At 61.0% G+C, this 16,388-nt stretch carries 17 protein-coding genes; 9 read left to right on the forward strand and 8 right to left on the reverse strand.

The genetic code is table 11. The annotated features are described in order from the left end of the window. The first annotated feature begins 480 nt into the window (after positions 1-480). Both amyA and QMZ29_RS14375 read left to right on the forward strand, forming a co-directional pair. Complete coding sequence (amyA, locus tag QMZ29_RS14370; protein ID WP_260515388.1) at positions 481-1,971, forward strand: alpha-amylase; 1,491 nt, start codon at positions 481-483, stop codon at positions 1,969-1,971. A 120-nt stretch (positions 1,972-2,091) separates the two neighbouring features. Continuing rightward, a complete protein-coding gene (locus QMZ29_RS14375) occupies positions 2,092-2,940 on the forward strand; it encodes a PA4780 family RIO1-like protein kinase (RefSeq protein ID WP_025302000.1) in 849 nt (282 codons plus the stop codon). A 9-nt stretch (positions 2,941-2,949) separates the two neighbouring features. Here QMZ29_RS14375 and QMZ29_RS14380 read toward each other — a convergent pair whose 3' ends face one another. Then, a complete protein-coding gene (locus QMZ29_RS14380) occupies positions 2,950-3,168 on the reverse strand; it encodes a DUF7661 family protein (protein WP_025301999.1) in 219 nt (72 codons plus the stop codon). Positions 3,169-3,237: 69 nt separating this feature from the next. Between QMZ29_RS14380 and QMZ29_RS14385 the strand changes: the two genes are divergently transcribed. Next, the gene (locus tag QMZ29_RS14385) at positions 3,238-4,065 is read left to right on the forward strand and encodes an AraC family transcriptional regulator (RefSeq protein WP_025301998.1); all 828 of its coding nucleotides are present in this window, start codon (positions 3,238-3,240) and stop codon (positions 4,063-4,065) included. Here QMZ29_RS14385 and QMZ29_RS14390 read toward each other — a convergent pair. The 3 genes from QMZ29_RS14390 to lsrG form a co-directional block, all read right to left on the reverse strand. Further along, entirely contained in the window at positions 4,041-4,631 is a 591-nt protein-coding gene (locus tag QMZ29_RS14390; RefSeq protein WP_025301997.1) for a LysE family translocator, read from the reverse strand. The two genes, QMZ29_RS14385 and QMZ29_RS14390, sit on opposite strands and share 25 nt — an antisense overlap. A gap of 83 nt (positions 4,632-4,714) precedes the next feature. Next, the gene (locus QMZ29_RS14395) at positions 4,715-5,620 is read right to left on the reverse strand and encodes an EamA family transporter (protein ID WP_025301996.1); all 906 of its coding nucleotides are present in this window, start codon (positions 5,618-5,620) and stop codon (positions 4,715-4,717) included. An 87-nt stretch (positions 5,621-5,707) separates the two neighbouring features. Further along, a complete protein-coding gene (gene lsrG / locus QMZ29_RS14400) occupies positions 5,708-6,001 on the reverse strand; it encodes a (4S)-4-hydroxy-5-phosphonooxypentane-2,3-dione isomerase (RefSeq protein ID WP_033642299.1) in 294 nt (97 codons plus the stop codon). A 193-nt stretch (positions 6,002-6,194) separates the two neighbouring features. Between lsrG and lsrK the strand changes: the two genes are divergently transcribed. The 6 genes from lsrK to QMZ29_RS14430 all read left to right on the forward strand — a co-directional run bounded on the left by lsrK (position 6,195) and on the right by QMZ29_RS14430 (position 11,745). Next, positions 6,195-7,760 carry an autoinducer-2 kinase gene (gene lsrK, locus QMZ29_RS14405; RefSeq protein ID WP_261424179.1) on the forward strand — a complete coding sequence of 522 codons (1,566 nt, stop codon included), beginning with the start codon at positions 6,195-6,197 and terminating at the stop codon, positions 7,758-7,760. Between the two features lie 220 nt (positions 7,761-7,980). Further along, entirely contained in the window at positions 7,981-9,165 is a 1,185-nt protein-coding gene (locus QMZ29_RS14410; RefSeq protein WP_049295219.1) for an MFS transporter, read from the forward strand. Between the two features lie 59 nt (positions 9,166-9,224). Then, a complete protein-coding gene (locus tag QMZ29_RS14415) occupies positions 9,225-10,142 on the forward strand; it encodes a LysR family transcriptional regulator (RefSeq protein ID WP_043136865.1) in 918 nt (305 codons plus the stop codon). A 54-nt stretch (positions 10,143-10,196) separates the two neighbouring features. Beyond that, the gene (gene yajD, locus QMZ29_RS14420) at positions 10,197-10,538 is read left to right on the forward strand and encodes an HNH nuclease YajD (RefSeq protein WP_060432655.1); all 342 of its coding nucleotides are present in this window, start codon (positions 10,197-10,199) and stop codon (positions 10,536-10,538) included. 272 nt (positions 10,539-10,810) lie between these two features. Continuing rightward, the gene (locus tag QMZ29_RS14425) at positions 10,811-11,446 is read left to right on the forward strand and encodes a division plane positioning ATPase MipZ (protein ID WP_025301991.1); all 636 of its coding nucleotides are present in this window, start codon (positions 10,811-10,813) and stop codon (positions 11,444-11,446) included. Then, positions 11,443-11,745, forward strand: a complete 303-nt coding sequence (locus QMZ29_RS14430; RefSeq protein ID WP_025301990.1) for a hypothetical protein — start codon at positions 11,443-11,445, stop codon at positions 11,743-11,745. Before QMZ29_RS14425 ends, QMZ29_RS14430 begins: the two co-directional genes overlap by 4 nt. Positions 11,746-11,783: 38 nt before the next feature. Here the strand turns inward: QMZ29_RS14430 and QMZ29_RS14435 are convergent, their stop codons facing one another. The 4 genes from QMZ29_RS14435 to QMZ29_RS14450 are packed head-to-tail and all read right to left on the reverse strand — an operon-like array spanning position 11,784 to position 16,351. After that, a complete protein-coding gene (locus QMZ29_RS14435) occupies positions 11,784-14,027 on the reverse strand; it encodes a xanthine dehydrogenase family protein molybdopterin-binding subunit (protein WP_261424183.1) in 2,244 nt (747 codons plus the stop codon). A 2-nt stretch (positions 14,028-14,029) separates the two neighbouring features. Continuing rightward, on the reverse strand, positions 14,030-14,482 hold the full coding sequence (locus tag QMZ29_RS14440) for a (2Fe-2S)-binding protein (protein WP_043136855.1): 453 nt from the start codon (positions 14,480-14,482) through the stop codon (positions 14,030-14,032). Positions 14,483-14,498: 16 nt separating this feature from the next. After that, entirely contained in the window at positions 14,499-15,830 is a 1,332-nt protein-coding gene (locus tag QMZ29_RS14445) for a c-type cytochrome (RefSeq protein WP_233494384.1), read from the reverse strand. Beyond that, positions 15,827-16,351 carry a MarR family winged helix-turn-helix transcriptional regulator gene (locus QMZ29_RS14450; protein WP_049208938.1) on the reverse strand — a complete coding sequence of 175 codons (525 nt, stop codon included), beginning with the start codon at positions 16,349-16,351 and terminating at the stop codon, positions 15,827-15,829. The genes QMZ29_RS14445 and QMZ29_RS14450 overlap by 4 nt, the downstream gene beginning before the upstream one ends. Positions 16,352-16,388: the final 37 nt, after the last annotated feature.

The following is a 16,388-nucleotide window of genomic DNA, read 5'->3' on the forward strand; positions in this document are numbered from 1 at the left end:
TCACGGCGTTATGCTCCCCTGTACTTCCACCTTCACGCTGCGTTGGATGGATTATTGGTTGATAGTGTTACCTAATTTAGAACATAACGATAACGCATAAACAATTGCGAATGAATAACCAACGGGGCATCTGAATATGTCAAAACATTTCATTAACCAGAATTTAAAACCATTTAATTGATTATTTTAAAAACTTAAATCCAAATTAATATTTAAAATTAAAATAAAAGACCAATGAAAATGGGAGTAAAAACATCAAAATTTGACAGAACAAAAAATAAAGCAAATATCTATTTGAAAAATAATTAATAAAAACTAAAACGTGAAAACTTGATAGCAGCAACTTAATCGCTATCCCGTCAATATCGGTTACATATTTACGCCTGCCTTCGCGCGCTCCCCTACGCCATTGTCCCTTTTGCCAAAAGTAGCCCATGCTTTAACTGCTCCTTTCCTTCTGGCTAACCGGGACGCTGGCTCATGACGAAAAAAACCACCCTGCTGCAATTCTTCCACTGGTACTACCCCGACGGCGGCAAACTGTGGCAGGAGGCCGCCGAGCGCGCCCCGCACCTTGCCGAACTGGGCATCACCGATCTGTGGCTACCCCCCGCCTGCAAGGGCGCTTCCGGCGGCTACTCCGTCGGCTACGACACCTACGATCTGTTCGATCTGGGCGAATTTGACCAGAAAGGCAGCGTGGCCACCAAATACGGCGACAAGGCGGCGCTGGAACATGCCGCCACTACGCTGCGCGAACACGGCGTGGGGGTGATCTACGACGTGGTGTTCAACCACAAGCTCGGCGCGGACGAAAAAGAACGGGTACACGTGTTCAAGGTGGACGCCAACAACCGCAACGACATCAACGACCAGGGCTTCGACGCGCTGGCCTACACCCGCTTCACCTTTCCCGGCCGCCAGGGCGTGCATTCCGAGTTTATCTGGGATTACAAATGCTTCAGCGGCGTCGATTACGTTGAGCAGCCGGACGACAAAGGGGTGTTTAAAATCGCCAACGACTACGGCGACGACGGCTGGAACGATCAGGTCGACGACGAGAAAGGCAACTATGACTATCTGATGGGCGCCGACGTGGAGTTCCGCAATACCGCCGTGACGGAGGAGCTCAAATACTGGGCGCGCTGGCTGCTGGACACGCTGCCGTGCGACGGCTTCCGCCTCGACGCCGCCAAACACATCCCCGCCTGGTTTTTCAAAGAGTGGGCGGATCACGTGCGCGACAGCGCGCAGCGCGACCTGTTTATCGTTGCCGAATACTGGTCGCACGATCTCGGCGCGCTGCAACAATACATCGAGTTGGTGGACGGCAAGGTGATGCTGTTCGACGTAGCGCTGCACCTGAAGTTTCATCAGGCGTCGAAACAGGGCGACGGCTTCGACATGGCGCAGATCTTCACCGATACCCTGACCGCCGCCGATCCGGCCCACGCGGTGACGCTGGTCGCCAACCACGATACCCAGCCGCTGCAATCGCTGGAAGCGCCGGTGGAACCCTGGTTCAAACCGCTGGCCTACGCGCTGATCCTGCTGCGCGAACAGGGCGTGCCCTGCGTGTTTTACCCCGACCTGTATGGCGCCAGCTACCGCGACAAGGGGCGCGACGGCGGCGAGTACCAGATTGACATGCCGGCGATCCCGGAGCTGGAGAAGCTGATCGCCGCCCGCCAGCGTTTCGCCAACGGCCCGCAAACCGACTACTTCGACGACAGCCACTGCGTGGCCTTCAGCCGCGCCGGCACCGCCGAGGCCCCCGGCTGCGTGGTGGTGCTGACCAACGGCGGCGAGAGCGGCAAGACCGTCGCACTGGGCGCCGATTTGGCGCACACCGCCTGGCGCGATTTCCTCGGCAACCGTCAGGAGGAAATCACCACCGACGACCAGGGCAGCGCCCATTTCCCGGTCAACGCCGGCAGCGTCAGCGTCTGGGTGCCGGCCGCCAGCCTGTGAGTACCCGCCGCCGCGCAATGATGACGCGGCGGCAAAACTAATGTTTGCCTTTCGGGTCTAACTTACGCTATCAACTGCGCAAGCCATTCACACCGGAGCCTAAATAGGGTACAAGGCTGCATGAAAATTCCAAAACGACTCCAGCCGCTGGTTGATGACGGGTTAATCGACGACGTCATCCGCCGGTTGAAAAGCGGCAAAGAAGCCGACGTGTTTATCGTGCGCTGCGGCGATGAGATCCGCTGCGCCAAAGTGTACAAAGAGGCCGAGAAGCGCAACTTCAAGCAGGCCGTCCACTATCAGGAAGGGCGCAAGGTGCGCAACAGCCGCGACGCGCGCGCCATGAGCAAAGGCTCCAAATTCGGCCGCCAGCAGCAGGAAGAAGCATGGCAAAACACCGAAGTGGACGCGCTGTATCTGCTGGCCAAGGCCGGGGTGCGGGTGCCGCAGCCGGATATCTGCCTGGACGGCGTGCTGCTGATGGAGCTAATTACCGACGAAGAAGGTCTGGTGGCGCCGCGCCTGAGCGATGTCATCCTGACGCCGGAACAGGCGCGGGCCGATCACGCCCTGATGATGAACTACGCGGTGCGCATGCTGTGCGCCGGGCTGGTGCACGGCGATCTGTCGGAATTCAATGTGCTGATGGATAAAGACGGGCCGGTGATCATCGATCTGCCGCAGGTGGTGGACGCCGCCGCCAACAACCACGCCAAAAGCATGTTCGAGCGCGATATCAACAATTTGGCGGAATATTATGGCCAATTCGCGCCGGAACTGCGCGACAGCCAATACGCCAAAGAGATTTGGGCGCTGTATCAGGAAGGCAATCTGACGCCGGACAGCGCCCTCAGCGGCCGGTTCAGCGAAATCCAGAAGCGCGCCGATGTCGGCTCGGTGCTGGAAGAGATCCAGGCCGCCAGCGAGGAACACCAGCGCCGCATCATGGCGCGCAACGCGGAAGAGTAACGCGCCGCGCTATTCGACGCGAAACACGTCCGGCCGCTGCGGCGTCGCGGCCTCGTGATAAATATCCCCCAGATAGCCGGCGATCTCCTCTTCGCGCAGATCGGCCGGCAGCACGATATCGTGGCTGGGGGCATACTTGCGCTCCGGCAGCGTCACGCGGAACAGCCGCCACTCATCCCCGATGCGCTTCACGCCCAGCAGACGGCCGAACACGTTAAAAATCATCATCCGCCATTCCCCCTCTCGTCGCTTTCAGGCTATAACACTGTGATGCCACCGCAGTGAAAAGGAAAGCGTATGAGTGAAAAAACGCCGCAGTTCTGGCGCGATCCGCAGTTGCCGTTCGTCGAAGCCCGCGCCATCGCGGATGGCCGCCAGGCGTGTTACAGCCTGCACAGCCACGAATTCTTTTCCATCGGTGCCATCACCGGCGGCGTCAGCACCTATGTCAACGGCGAGCGGCGCATGCAGGTTAGCGCCGGCGATCTGGTTGTCATCAACCCGCAGCAGGCGCATGCCTGTAATCCGATCGCCGACCGCCGTTGGTCATACATCATGTTCTATCTCGATCTCGCCTGGATCGGCGCGCTGCAGCAGGAGCTGCTCGGGGGCGAAGGCGAGCGTTTTGTTCCCTTCAGCCAGCCGCACAGCCGCGATCCGGCGCTGTTCCACGGCCTGAATCGGCTTTATGCGCTGCTGACGGATCCGCTGTGCAGCGCGCTGGAAAAACAGATCGCCATGGTGGAGTATTTCAGCGCCCTGCAGCTCGGGCTGGGCAGCGGCCGCCAGCCGGAGACACCGCCGCATGCCCGGCTGGAAGCGGCGGCGGCGTTTATCGACGCGCACTGCACCCGGCCGCTGACGCTGGACGATATTTGCCGCGCCGCCGCGCTCTCGCCCTCTTACCTGATCCGCGCCTTCCGCCAGCGTTACGGCATGACGCCGCACGCTTATCTGGTCAATCGCCGCGTGCAGCACGGCCATCGGCTATTGAAAAGCGGCCTGCCGATCGCCGCGGCCGCCAGCGAAAGCGGCTTTGCCGATCAGGCGCACTTTCAGCGCACCTTCAAACAGCTGCTGGCCGCCACGCCCGGCCAGTATCAAAAACCCTCCGCCAACAGATAGCAGGCGCTGGCCGCCAGCAACGCCGCCATCACGCGGTTGAAACGCTGTACGTTGCGCGCCTGCCTGAGCAGGCCGCGCAGCATCGCACCAACATAGGCCCAGCAGGCCACCGAGGCATAGCAAATCACGAAGTAGAGCCCGGCGAATTGCCACAGCAGCCGGATGTCGCCGTCGCCGACAAAAGCGCCGAGGCTGGCCACCGACGCCAACCATGCCTTGGGATTCAGCCATTGCATCAGCGCGCCGTACCAACAGGAAGGCGCCTGCGCCGCGCCGTTGCCCAGCCTGCCGTCGTCAAACGCCAGCCGGTAGGCCATAAACAGCAGGAAGGCCACGCCGGCCCACTGAATCAAGCGCGTCAACGCCGGCCACAGGATCAGCAGCTGGTGCATGCCCAATCCCAGCAGTAACAGCAACAGGGTAAACCCCAGCGTGGCGCCGAATACGTGACGCTGGGTCGCGCCAAAGCCGAATTGCGCCCCGGCGCTCAATGCGACGATGTTGACCGGGCCGGGGGTGATGGAGGCCGCCAGCGCAAACGCGGCCATGGAAATGTAGATATTCATGATGGGCACCTGAGAAAATATTCACAGGTGCCAGAGTGCCGGGCCGGGCCGACAACGTATTGAACAGAATTGCCCTGTTCAATTTAGCGCACGGCGACGGCCCGGCGGCGCGGCAGCCCAAAGGTGTTGACCGCCATGCCGGCCAGCACCAGCAATGCGCCGCCGAACTGCGCCGGCGACAGCGCTTCGTCCAGCAGCAGCCAGGCGGCGAACAGCCCGACCAACGGTACCAGCAGCGTCAACGGCGCGACGCGCCAGGTTTCGTAGCGCCCCAGCAGGCTGCCCCACACAGAATAACCGAACAGCGTGGCGGCGAACGCCAGATAGGCAATCGCCAGCCAGGTGCCGACCTGCACATGGCTCAGGCTGGCGAGCACCACCTGCGGGCCGTCGAACAGCCAGCTGCAGACCAGGAACGGCACGACCGGGATCGGCGCGCTCCACACCACCAGCGACAAAATGTTGCGCTGCGGGAAACCGGCCAGGATCTTCTTGTTGGTCAGGTTGCCCAGCGCCCAGGAAAACGCCGCCGCCAGGGTCAGCAGCAGGCCCGCCAGGGGGACCGCGCCGCTGCCCGGCTTATGCAGGCTGGCCTGCGCCAGCACCAGCATGCCGCCGCTGGCGATAGCAATGCCGACGAAATGGTTGACGCGCAGCTTTTCGCCCATCAGGACGACACCCAACAGCAGGGTGAAGAACACCTGCGCCTGCAGCACCAGCGAGGCCAGCCCCGCCGGCATGCCCACCTTGATGGCGACGAACAAAAACGCGAACTGCGCGAAGCTCATGGTCATGCCGTACAGCAACAGCCATTTCCACGGGATCGTCGGGCGCGGAATAAAGAAGATCGCCGGCAACGCCACCAGCAAAAAGCGCATCCCAGCCAGCAGAAACGGGGGCATGCCCTGTAAACCGAACTTGATGACGACGAAATTCACACCCCAGATCACCACCACCAACAGCGCCAACAGCCGATCGCGCAATGTCATCCCCGCCCCGCTTATCCCATTGAAAATTCGCTTTACCTTGCAGATTACAACCAAACCGGGGACATGGACACCGGCAAACGCCGGCGCTTATTCCGGCATCAGACCGATAAAGGTGGTTTTCTTGCGCGGGCCGGTCATCAGCGCCTCCAGCTTCTCTACGCACTGCAGGTAGTGCGGGGTCTGCTTGTGCGCCGCCACCGCCTGCTCGTCGCGATAGGCTTCGTAGATGTAAAACCGCGTCGGAATATGCTCATCCTGCAGCACGTCGAAGCGCAGGTTGCCCGGCTCTTCGATCGCCCCCAGATGATTGGCGCGGAAAACGTCGATAAATTCGTCGATTTTGTCCTGTTTAACGTTGATCTCTACCAATGTGACGTGCATGACAGCTCCTTGTTTGAACGGCGCGCCGTAGCATGGCGCTTTCCAACCATAGGTTCATTCCCGTCGATTGCCCTGCCGCAACGGCAATTTTGCCGCCTGGCTCACAAATCGCACCGGCGATGCCCACCCCACCCCCGGCGAGGGAAGACGGCGGCATCTATAGTTAACACTCCTCCCCCTGAGAGCATAGGCTATGGATAACTACTTGATGGCGCTGGATGCAGGAACAGGCAGCATTCGCGCCGTGATCTTCGATTTGGCGGGTAACCAGATCGCGCACGGCCAGGCGGAGTGGCAACACCTGGCGGTGCCGGGCGTACCCGGCTCAATGGAGTTTGACCTCACCCGCAACTGGCAGCTGGCCTGCCAGTGCATCCGCCAGGCAATGCAACGCGCTGGATTGAGCGCTCAGGCGATCCGCGCGGTGGCCTGCTGCTCGATGCGCGAAGGCATCGTTCTGTACGATCGCAACGGCGTGCCGATCTGGGCCTGTGCCAACGTCGATGCGCGCGCCAGCCATGAGGTCAGTGAACTGAAAGAGCTGCACAACCACAGCTTCGAACGCGAGGTGTATCAATACTCCGGCCAGACGCTGGCGCTGAGCGCCATGCCGCGCCTGCTATGGCTGGCGCACCACCGCCCGGACATCTATCGCCAGGCGGCGACGCTGACCATGATCAGCGACTGGCTGGCCAACATGCTGAGCGGCGAGCTGGCGGTCGATCCTTCCAACGCCGGCACCACCGGCATGCTGGATCTGAGCAGCCGTGACTGGCGGCCGGCGCTGCTCGATATGGCCGGGCTGCGCGCCGATATTCTGTCGCCGGTGAAAGAGACCGGCAGCGTGCTGGGGTGCGTCACCGAACAGGCGGCGCAGGAAAGCGGGCTGCTGCGCGGCACCCCGGTGGTGATGGGCGGCGGCGACGTGCAGCTCGGCAGCCTGGGGCTTGGCATCGTGCGCGCCGGGCAGACGGCGGTGCTCGGCGGCACCTTCTGGCAGCAAATCGTCAACCTGCCGGAGCCGGCCATCGATCCGGAGATGAACATCCGCATCAACCCTCACGTCATTCCCGGCATGGCGCAGGCAGAATCCATCAGCTTCTTTACCGGCCTGACCATGCGCTGGTTCCGCGACGCGTTCTGCGCCGAAGAGAAACTGCTGGCGGAGCGGCTGGGCGTCGATGCCTATAGCCTGCTGGAAGAGATGGCGGCCAGAGTGCCGCCGGGCGCCTACGGCGTGATGCCCATCTTTTCCGACGCCATGCATTTCAAAACCTGGTATCACGCGGCGCCGTCGTTCATCAACATGTCTATCGATCCGGAGCGCTGCAACAAACAGACGCTGTTCCGCGCGCTGGAGGAGAATGCCGCCATCGTCTCCGCCTGCAATCTGGAGCAGATCGCCGCCTTCTCCGGCGTGCAGGCACGCTCGCTGGTGTTCGCCGGCGGCGGTGCCAAGGGCAAACTGTGGAGTCAGATCCTCAGCGACGTCACCGGGCTGACGGTGCGGGTACCGGTGGTGAAAGAGGCCACCGCGCTGGGCTGCGCGATCGCCGCCGGCGTCGGCGCCGGGTTATACGAGTCGCTGGCCGAAACCGGCGAGCGATTGGTGCGCTGGGAGCGCGAGCATCAGCCGGACATGACCCACCACGCGCTGTATCAGGAACAGAAAGAAACCTGGCGGCGGGTCTACGCCGATCAGCTGACGCTGGTGGACAACGGCCTGACCACCTCGCTGTGGAAAGCGCCGGGGCTATAAGCGCCACGCGGCATTCGGTCATAACCTTATGCCGTTTTATTCCTTTCTCTTAGGCGCGGCGCGAGCCGCGTTTTCACTCGCCGCCGCGATTGTTTCCCTTCAGAAACAGTGTAACCACCGCAGATGGATTTATCTGCGCCTTCGGCCTGCCGTAGATTGTGACTTTGATCACGCCGCGCCCCGAGCGCGGCCTGCGCATTCACCTGAGACGAGCGGCATTATGCTGAATAATAAAGATAACTCTGCATTATCCCCGTGGCCGGCGATCTTTTCGCTGACGGTCGCCTGTTTTGTCATGGTCACCACCGAGTTCTTGCCGATCGGCCTGCTGACCAACATCGCCCCTTCACTTGGCGTCAGCACCGGCACCGCCGGGCTGATGGTCACCATGCCCGGCATCGTGGCGGCGGTGGCCGCTCCCGCATTGAGCCTGATTTCCGGCCGTCTGGATCGGCGTTTACTGATGCTGGGGCTGTCGCTGCTGCTGATGGTGTCCAACCTGGTGGCGGCGCTGGCCGTCAACTTCCCGATGATGCTGCTGGGCCGCGTGCTGCTGGGCATCTGCGTCGGCGGTTTCTGGTCGTTCGCCGCCAACTACGGCCGCCATCTGGTGCCGGAAGCCAGCCAGGGCCGCGCCACCGCGCTGATCCTCAGCGGCATCTCGGTCGGCGCGGTGTGCGGCGTGCCGGCCGGGGCGCTGATCGGCGATCTGTTCGGCTGGCGCGCCGCCTTCTTCGGCGGTGCGGCATTGGCGGTCGGCGTGCTGTTGGCGCAGCTGCGTTTGCTGACCTCGGTACCACCGTCCCGGCCGGTCACACCGCGCGATCTGGTACTGCCGCTGCGCCTGCCAATGGCGCGCATCGGCCTGATCGCCATCGTGCTGTTGTTCATCGGCCACTTCGCCGCCTACACCTACCTGCGGCCCCTGCTGCAGCAGGTGTTCGTCCTCAGCCCATCGGCTATCTCACTGCAGCTGTTGGCCTATGGCGCCATCGGCCTGCTGGGCACCTTCCTCGGCGAGCGTCTGGGGGAATACAGCCTGCGCGCCACCTTCATACTGATCGCCGCCATGCTGGCGGGCATTTTAATCGTTTCGCCGCTGCTCAGCGGCCTCGCCGGCGCCACGCTGATGGTGCTGGTATGGGGGCTGGCCTTTGGCGCCGTGCCGGTCTGCGCCACCAACTGGATGTTCGCCGCCGTGCCGCAGGCGCCGGAAGCCGGCCAGGCGCTGTTGGTGTGCGTCATCCAGATCGCGCTGGCTTCCGGCGCCCTGCTGGGCGGCGAGGTGGTGGACTGGCAGGGCGTCAGCAGCGCCATGCTGTTTGGCGGTGCGCTGATCCTTTCCGCCACGCTGGTATTCGGCCTCAGCTTGCGCTCCGGCGCGATTGGCGCTAAACAGTGTTAATCATTATCTATCTGCAGAAACATGCCCCGGCCGTCGCCGGGGCATGGCGTTGAGAACCTATGGACCATCATTTGCTCGCTATCCGGGTATTTAACCGCGTGGTGGAAACCGGCGGCTTTACCCGCGCCGCCGAGTCGCTGGGCATGCCGAAAGCGACGGTCACCAAGCTGATCCAGAATCTGGAGGATCACCTGCAGACCAAGCTGTTCCAGCGCACCACCCGCAGCGTGTCGGTCACCCGCGAAGGTGAATGCTATTACCAGAATACGGTGAAATGGCTGGCGGATTTGGAGCAGATGGAAGGCTGCCTGACCGAATCGCAAAGCTCTCCGCAGGGCGTGCTGCGTATCGACACCGGCGGTGGCACCGCACGTCGCTTACTGCTGCCGGCACTGCCCGACTTTCTGGCACGCTATCCGCAGATACAGATCGATCTGAGCGTCGGCGACCGCGTGATCGATCTGATCAGCGACAGCACCGACTGCGTGATCCGCAGCGGTCCGTTGGCCGACTCCAGCCTGATCGCCCGGCGCCTGTTCGATTTGGACTGGGTCAGCTGCGCCACCCCAGCCTACCTGGCGCTTCACGGTACGCCGCGCCACCCGTGCGATCTGGAACAGGGTTTTCCGATGGTGCACTATCGCCACCCGCTTAACGACCGCATCCACCCGCAGCGCTATGCCGAACACGGCAAAGAGATCGCCATTCAACAGCGCTCCCCGGTCAGCATCAATGAAGGCAACGCGCTGCTGGCGGCGAGCCTGGCCGGATTGGGCATCATCCAGATCTATCGGTTTATGGCGCAGCCGCACCTCGACAGCGGCGAGCTGGTCAGTCTGCTGCACGATTGGCAGCCGCCGCCGGAGCAAATGTACGTGGTCTACCCGTCCAATCGCCACCTCAGCGGCAAGCTGCGGGCGTTTATCGACTGGGCGGTGGAGACGTTTGACAACGGCAAGATGAGCCGCACGTTGTAGCCGCACGCAGTGTGGTATTATTTGCCGCATAGTGATTCACGACGGACAACCACCATGGCCTATATCCCCAAAAACTATGCGCAGCTGGAAACCGGCTACCGCGAAAAAGCGCTGAAACTGTTCCCCTGGGTGTGCGGGCGCTGCTCACGCGAATTCGTCTATTCCAACCTGCGCGAACTGACGGTGCACCATATCGATCACGATCACAGCAACAACCCCGAAGACGGCAGCAACTGGGAAATGCTGTGCCTGTATTGTCACGACCACGAGCACTCGAAATACACCGAGGCCGATCAATACGGTTCAACGGTGGTGGCCGGTGAAGACGCTCAGAAAGATATCGGCGTCGCCACCCACAACCCGTTCGCCAACCTGAAGGCGATGATGAAGAAGTAACGCCATCGACAGCTTAATGAGCCACTAACTTATTAAGCTGTTAAATTAACAAAAACTCTCTTCCGTTCCGCCACTTCCCAGAGAATTCCTACTTACCCACCCGGCCGATTCACCGCAAAATAAGCTGCGCAGTTAACAACATACTGGCTTGGCAAGCCGCCGCAGTTGGTGCATATTGTTCGCGAGTTGTTCTTGTTAACCTGTTTGATTATCAACCTAATAAGCATATTAACTTAATAAGTTATCAGCTTAATAACTTGAGAGATGGCAGCATGATTGTCCTGATTGGCTCGCAAAAAGGCGGCGTCGGCAAGTCGACGAAAGCGGTGAACATCGCCGGGTATCTGATTCTTAAGCAAGGCAAGACGGCGATCATCGTCGATGCCGACGACCAGAAATCGATCATGACCTGGTACAACGACCGTCAGAACGTCGAGGGGCTGCCGCACATTCCGGTGGTGGCCGCGTCGGGTAAAATCAAGGAAACGCTGCTGGAGCTCGATCGCCATTACGACTACGTGATCGTCGACACCGCCGGCCGCGACAGCGCCGAACTGCGCTCCGGCCTGCTGGCCGCCGATCTGTTCCTCTCGCCGCTGCGCCCTTCGCAGATGGATCTCGACACCATTGGCTATCTGTCGGAGATGTTCTCCACCGCGCAGGAATACAACGAGAAGGTCAAAGGCTACATCGTATTGAACATGTGCCCGACCAATATCTTCATTAATGAAGCCAACGAAGCGGCGCAGGTGCTGAGCGAATACCCGGAGTTCACCCTGGTGAGCAACCGCCTGTGCGACCGCAAGATTTACCGTGACGCCTGGGGTGAAGCCATCACCGTGCACGAGGCGAACAACGAAAAGGCGCAGAGCGAAATTGAATGCCTGGTGAAAGAGGTGATCCTGTGAAAAAACGCACCCCCACCCACCGCATGTCGGAAGACGAATTCATCAACAGCGCCACCTCGCACACGCTGCCGGTCGCGGCGCCCGCGCCAGAAGCCAAACCGGCCGGCCGCAAGCGCACCTATAAGGCGATCTCCGTCAGCCTGACGGACAACCACATTGAGGCTATCGATGAAGTGATCGTGCAGGCGGCGCGCAACGGCATCGTGCGCATCACCCGTTCCGACATCATCAAACTGGCGATCGACGGATTGGCGGAGAAAAGCGAAGCGCAACTGCTGGAACTGCTGAAAAAGCTCTGACCGCACGGCCCGCCGGCTGGCCAAACCGGCGGCTGCCGTTACACCGACGAGAACTCGCGTGGGAACGGCATAGTACGATAGGTTTTGCCGGTGGCCTTATGCAGCGCGCTGGCTATCGCCGGGGCGACCACCGCAGTCGATACTTCCCCGCATCCCTGCGGTGCACGCGCGCTATCGAGCACCACGACCTCCACCTTGGGCATTTCGGCGATCGCGAGCAGCGGATAGCGATCGAAATTCCCTTCCACCACGCCGCCCCGTTCAAAATGCAGCTCGCTGTGCAGACAGGTGGTCAGCGCAAAGCCGATGCCGCCCTCTACGTTGGCACGCACCAGGTTCGGGTTTATCACCTTGCCACAGTCAATCGCACATACCGCGCGCAGCACCCGTAGTCGCCCCCCCTGGATGGCGATTTCAACCACCAAACCGACGTAGGTGGTGAAAGCGTTATTGCGGCCGACCCAAATATTGCACGCCATACCGCGATAAACGCCCGACGGCGGTTCATGCTGCCAACCGGCCGCCGCCGCGGTGGCGTCCAGGACGCGCAACGCTTCCGGGCTGTCCTGCAACAGATGCCGCCGATACGAATATTCGTCCCGGTTGGCCTTATGGCTGAGTTCGCTGATAAAGCTTTCCAAAAAGAACAGGCTGGCGACGCTGCCGACACCGCGCAGATAGCTCAGGGAGATCGGCTGATCGACGATGCCGGCCTCCACCTTCAGGTGTGGGATGCGATACGGCGTGCTGTAAACGCACTCCACCATACTTTCATCCCATCCCCCGGCCTCGTTGACCGTTTCGCGCCGCATTTGCCAGAAGAGAGACTGCCCGGCATAGCGCGCCCACAGCGCCTGCGGGTAGCCGTTTTCATCCAACAGCGCCCGATAATGGCTGATGCAGGCCGGACGATAGTATTCATGCCGCATGTCGATCTCGCGCGGATAGATCACTTTGACCGGTTTCCCCACCGCCCGGGAGGCGGCGGTAGCATGCATCACGGCATCCGGCAGATATTTGCGCCCAAAGCTGCCTCCCAGATAGGTCGTATTCACCACCACATCCGTCGGCTTCAGCCCGAACATTTTCGCCAGAACGTTGCGTACCATGTCCTGGCCCTGGAAAGGGCCCCAGGTTTCGATACGGCCCTCGCCGTAATGGCTGGTGGCATTGCAAGGCTCCAGGGTGGCGTGCGCCACATAAGGTGCGCTGTAACGCGCCTCATGCAAGCGCGAACCTTGTTCAGCGCCACGAATCAACGCCGACGCCTCGCCGCGATCGACCGCCGGCACCAGTGTATCGCCATCCAGCATCGCCAGATTCTCTGCCGCAATCGCACTATCGGTCAGCGCTTTTCCTGTGCCCGGCAGCCAGTCGACCTCCAGCAAATCCGCCGCCTTTTTGGCCTGCCAGTAGCTCGCCGCCACCACGATCACCGTATTGAGCGACATATCGCGATCCAATCCGACCATGTTGTTCATCGACCACTGCCGGGTCAGCACCAGATCCACCACGCCCGGCATGGCCCGAATCTGCCGTTCATTGCGCACGGCGACCAGCTTTCCGCTGAGATCGGGCACCATCCAGGGGACGCCGATCAGCATCTCCGGCAAGTCGATATCGATACCGTAAATCGCACTGCCGTCCACTTTCTCCGGCGTATCGACCCGCAACAGCGGCTTGCCAATGACACTCTCTCGCTCTTGCGCCTCACTCTTTAAACCAGGCTGCGGATCCAACGGCAGCTCGGCGGCATAGCGCACCAGATCGCCGTAGGCGACCTTGCGCTGTCCGCCTTTCTCAAGCACCCAGCCTTTCTCCGTGCGGCACTGCGCCGGTGAAAGCGCGAAATGTTTTGCGCCGGCCCGCAGAAAAAAATCTCTCGCCTGTGCGCCGGCCAGCCGGGCACGCTGATAAAATTTGGTCATGGAGGTTGAGGCGGCGACAAACTGTGCGAAAGCCTCACCCCCGGCAACCTGACGGTAAGCGTCACGGCCGGTGACGAATTTCACCGTCACCTGCGCCCAATCGGCATCCATCTCCGCCGCCACCACTTCGGCCAGGCCGGTGTAAATCCCCTGCCCGACCTCACATTGCGACACGCCGATAACGATGCGCCCATCGCGATCGATCCAGATCCAATCGTTCAATTCATGCTGACCGTCCGGTGGCGCCACGTCCTGTGAAACCACGGCCGCCAGGCTGCGCGTCGATATCGGCAGCAGCATGGCGGCCACTGCCAACGCGCTGCCTTTTATCAAGGTTCTGCGGGTGATCGCCATACTCAAGATCCTCCCTTGTCCGCGGCGCGGTGCACCGCCGCACGGATCCGGTGGTAGGTGGCGCAGCGGCACAGATTGGTCAGGCCCGCATCTATCTGCCGATCGTCCGGCCTCGGGTGTTCCGCCAGCAGCGCGCTGACCGCCATGATCATGCCTGATTGGCAGTAGCCGCACTGCGGCACATCCTCCGCAATCCAGGCCTGCTGCACCGGATGACGGCGATCGAGGGACAGTCCTTCGATGGTGGTCACCTGCCGATCGCGCACCAATTGCAGCGGATAGCAACATGAACGCACTGCCTTACCGTCGACATGTACCGTACAGGCGCCACAGGCGCCAATACCGCAGCCGAACTTGGTGCCGGTTAACTTAAAATGTTCTCGGATCACCCACAGCAGCGGCGTATCCGGCTCGCCGTTAAATTCGACCGCCTGGCCGTTCAAATTGAACTTCATGCCATCCTCTCTTGGATCAATGCTTCACCCGACGTTTCACCCACGCCCCAATGACGATCAATACCAGCAATACGCCGCCCCAGAACACATAAGGCAATGACGCAATCAACAACGGTTTTTCACCGCCCGCCCGCTGCAGAGCCACTTGCTCCGGCGTTATCCTGACCGCCGGATTGCCGAATTGCTGCAATACGTAATTGCCCAACTCGGCCAGTTGCCGGTCATCCAGGCTATCGGCGAACCCCGGCATCCAGGTCTGCAGCGTCTCCCCCTGGCGCTGCACGCCATGCAGCATCACCATGATCAGGTTATTGGCCTGCTCGCTGCCTACGGTGGAGTTGTGCGTCAAAGAAGGGAAATGGCCGTCGTAAGCCCCCTCGCCGCCCAGGCGATGGCAGCTGGCGCAGGCAGCGGCATACAGCGCCTGCCCAGCAGGGTCGCCTTGGCCGCCTCCCTGATAGTGATAGGCCGCTTTCGTTCCTTGTACGGTGACGATCGGCGGCGTTTGTTTAAGCCAATCGGCGATAGCGTCGAGATCATCGTCACTCAGGAAACGCAGGCTATGCTCCACCGCCTCCGCCATGCCGCCGGCCGCCTGGGCTTTGTCATTGCGCCCGGTTCGCAGATACTGCACCAATTCTTCCCGGCTCCAGCCGCCGATGCCGCTCACGGGATCCGAGGTGATATTCGGCGCGATCCAACCGCCCGCCTCCCCGCCCGCTAGGTAGCGATCGTCGCGTTCAGCCATCATCCCATTACGTGGGCTGTGACACGCCGAGCAATGCCCCAACACATCCACCAGATAGCGACCACGCGCCTTCTTCTCGTCTGCATCGACGGGCGTTTTTTTCAGAAACAGCCAGTTCCAGCCGTGGATCGCATAACGCCAGGAAAAAGGGAACCTCAGTTGGGTCTCAGGCACCGCACGATCGACCGGTGCGACCCCGGCCATAAAATAGCGATACAACGCGTGCAGATCGTCATCGCTCAACCCCTGATAAGCGGTATAGGGCATGGCGGGATACAAGGGTTGACCGTCCCGCCGAATGCCCTGCGTTAAGGCGCGGCGAAACTCCGGTTCACTGTAGTCGCCAATGCCGGTTCCTTTGGCGGGCGTGATATTACTGGCGATGATGTCGCCCATCGGCGAAGCGATGGCATAACCGCCGACATAGGGGGCGTCCTGTTGGGCGCTGCCGCGGTGACAAGCCGCGCAATCTGCGGCGGTAGCCAGATATTTTCCCCGTGCGATGACCTGTTGGTCATTCTGGCTGGCGAAGACCGAGCAGGAGAAGATCCCCAACGCGATAACGCACCGCTGTTGTGCTCTCCGCCAGCGGCCGTTCACGCTTCACCTTCCGGCTTCATCGCCCCCGCTCGCTCCTCCGCCAACAGCGCAAACTCGTCCGGCAACAGATTGTCCTGTTCGAGCATCGCTATCGCGTTATGTTTGATGCCAAACAATACGCGGTAAAAAGCCTCCAGATCGTCGGCCGAAATACCGCTAAGCAGCTTTTGCCGCGCCTGTTGGCTGGAATGATCCAACTGCGCCAGCATCTCCTGCCCGGCCTCGGTCATTCTCACGCCTTTGGCGCGCTTATCTTCGGACAGAGCATCGCGAGCGATAAGCCGATTTTTTTCCAGAAACAGCAGCGCGCGCGACATCGTCGAGACTTCGGCGTTCAAATGCTGCGAAACGTCTTTCAATGTGCAGCCCTCCCCCAAGTCGGCAATCGCACTCAGCGCCAGCCAATGCGGGCGCGTCAGATTGGTCATTTTCACCGACTGGTCCATCGCCGTGCGCCACAGGCGATTGGTCACATCCAGATGGATGCCCAGCGCAGCAGGGAGTTTACGTGGTTGTGGCATATCGGATTGCTCTCGATTATTTATTTGCTTGTGCAAA

Source organism: Serratia sp. PF-27 (genome assembly GCF_030053255.1).
In the GTDB taxonomy this organism is placed as follows: domain Bacteria; phylum Pseudomonadota; class Gammaproteobacteria; order Enterobacterales; family Enterobacteriaceae; genus Serratia; species Serratia bockelmannii.

Coding starts and splice junctions, on each gene's coding strand:
- lsrK (WP_261424179.1), top strand. CDS start 6,195: ATGGATAACTACTTGATGGCGCTGGATGCAGGAACAGGCAGCATTCGC.
- QMZ29_RS14395 (WP_025301996.1), bottom strand. CDS start 5,620: ATGACATTGCGCGATCGGCTGTTGGCGCTGTTGGTGGTGGTGATCTGG.
- QMZ29_RS14390 (WP_025301997.1), bottom strand. CDS start 4,631: ATGAATATCTACATTTCCATGGCCGCGTTTGCGCTGGCGGCCTCCATC.
- QMZ29_RS14375 (WP_025302000.1), top strand. CDS start 2,092: ATGAAAATTCCAAAACGACTCCAGCCGCTGGTTGATGACGGGTTAATC.
- amyA (WP_260515388.1), top strand. CDS start 481: ATGACGAAAAAAACCACCCTGCTGCAATTCTTCCACTGGTACTACCCC.
- QMZ29_RS14410 (WP_049295219.1), top strand. CDS start 7,981: ATGCTGAATAATAAAGATAACTCTGCATTATCCCCGTGGCCGGCGATC.
- QMZ29_RS14385 (WP_025301998.1), top strand. CDS start 3,238: ATGAGTGAAAAAACGCCGCAGTTCTGGCGCGATCCGCAGTTGCCGTTC.
- QMZ29_RS14380 (WP_025301999.1), bottom strand. CDS start 3,168: ATGATGATTTTTAACGTGTTCGGCCGTCTGCTGGGCGTGAAGCGCATC.
- QMZ29_RS14440 (WP_043136855.1), bottom strand. CDS start 14,482: ATGAAGTTCAATTTGAACGGCCAGGCGGTCGAATTTAACGGCGAGCCG.
- yajD (WP_060432655.1), top strand. CDS start 10,197: ATGGCCTATATCCCCAAAAACTATGCGCAGCTGGAAACCGGCTACCGC.
- QMZ29_RS14415 (WP_043136865.1), top strand. CDS start 9,225: ATGGACCATCATTTGCTCGCTATCCGGGTATTTAACCGCGTGGTGGAA.
- QMZ29_RS14435 (WP_261424183.1), bottom strand. CDS start 14,027: ATGGCGATCACCCGCAGAACCTTGATAAAAGGCAGCGCGTTGGCAGTG.
- lsrG (WP_033642299.1), bottom strand. CDS start 6,001: ATGCACGTCACATTGGTAGAGATCAACGTTAAACAGGACAAAATCGAC.
- QMZ29_RS14450 (WP_049208938.1), bottom strand. CDS start 16,351: ATGCCACAACCACGTAAACTCCCTGCTGCGCTGGGCATCCATCTGGAT.
- QMZ29_RS14425 (WP_025301991.1), top strand. CDS start 10,811: ATGATTGTCCTGATTGGCTCGCAAAAAGGCGGCGTCGGCAAGTCGACG.